This is a genomic window from Bacillus cereus group sp. BfR-BA-01356 (assembly GCF_022663635.1).
Taxonomy (GTDB): domain Bacteria; phylum Bacillota; class Bacilli; order Bacillales; family Bacillaceae_G; genus Bacillus_A; species Bacillus_A cereus.
Genome location: NZ_JAKUFX010000265.1, coordinates 1 through 1,464 on the forward strand (window position 1 = coordinate 1; position 1,464 = coordinate 1,464).

Below are 1,464 nucleotides of genomic sequence, written 5' to 3' on the forward strand. Positions count from 1 at the left end.
TCGAGAGATTCATAAGAAAACGTCATCCTTTCTAGTCTAGCTTTTTTAGAAAGAATAACGTTTTTTTACACTTGGGGGTAGTGAAGATTTTTAAGTTGATGGGCATGTGCTGTGACCCCTAAACGTTTTAAGTTTTGATTTTTTCTCATATTATCCCCAAAACCTTCCTTAAATTCAGATTCATATAAATTCTAATATAGACCTGAAAGAATTTTAATATTTTTTGTAAAACTTTATTTCAAAAGTTTTACAAAATTAAGCAAGAAAAAAATACAAGGATTTCAAATTCAATAAAACCCTATAATCCTTATATTTAATTTTAACATTTATACAACTTGTTTCCAATTATATTTATGAAATTTTTTAAATATTGAAGACAAACAGAATTTCCATAACTAATTTTATACCTTTTTGTTATTTTTGATGTGCTTATATGCTATAAAAAGCAATTAAAATGTAATTAACAATCACCCAAAACCTTAAATTAAAGAAAAACATCCACTCACTTATTTCAATTATAAGCAAACGGATGTTTAACACTATATTTATACAAACTTATTATTTATAAATAATAAGTTTGATTCAAATCTTTCTACAATTTTTCATTAGATGCACTACAACCTTGACGTTTATAACTATGATCAAATTGAGAACCATACATATTTTCCATCCCAATACGTTCTGAAACTTTCGACATCAGCATTTTTCCAAGGAGATAGAGTGAAGATTAACTTCTCCTGATGTTTCTGTAGATGCAACGGATGCACTGATTTTCGATAAATCTAGGCACACGCATGACGCAAACGTTGCAAATAGCTCCTTCATAATTAAAAACTCTTTTTATTTAGAAACAATATTAAAATAACAAATATTTACTATGCGTGAATTCCATATTTTATCACCATATAAATCTAAAAAATCCTACAATACTATACTTCTATCCTCCTACTTTTCCTTTATTATTTCAACGTTCATACTGTGGAACCATATATGTCCCTCACCTTTCAGGGTTAATCCCACAGATAGACGTTTAACATCAATAGGGATATCTACAATTATCGAATATTCTTTCCAACTTTCTTTTTCTTTAATTGGCTCACATTCTAATGATTTTATTTCCCATAAATCATTAGGCTTTTCACCCCTTATCCATAAGTCTGCGTACTCCTGAATAGATTTAGTTCTAATCATTCCAGACAATTTAATTTTTTTTCCTAAATATAAATTTTTATTTAGAAAGCAAAATACTACACCATATCCTTCTATTCTTTGTATCGAATGCAAATAATGGACAAATTTATTTATTCCATTGATATCAAATGTATTATATAAAAAGTAATTACTAGGTGTCTTACCCCATGCCCATCAACTTAAAAATCTTCACTACCCCCAAGTGTAAAAAAACGTTATTCTTTCTAAAAAAGCTAGACTAGAAAGGATGACGTTTTCTTATGAATCTCTCGA

1 pseudogene is annotated in these 1,464 nt (G+C 28.1%); it reads right to left on the minus strand.

Annotated elements, in window-relative coordinates:
- Window positions 1-945: 945 nt before the first annotated feature.
- Window positions 946-1,356: pseudogene (locus MR168_RS32885) on the minus strand (AraC family transcriptional regulator); the annotation flags it as partial.
- Window positions 1,357-1,464 lie beyond the last annotated feature (108 nt).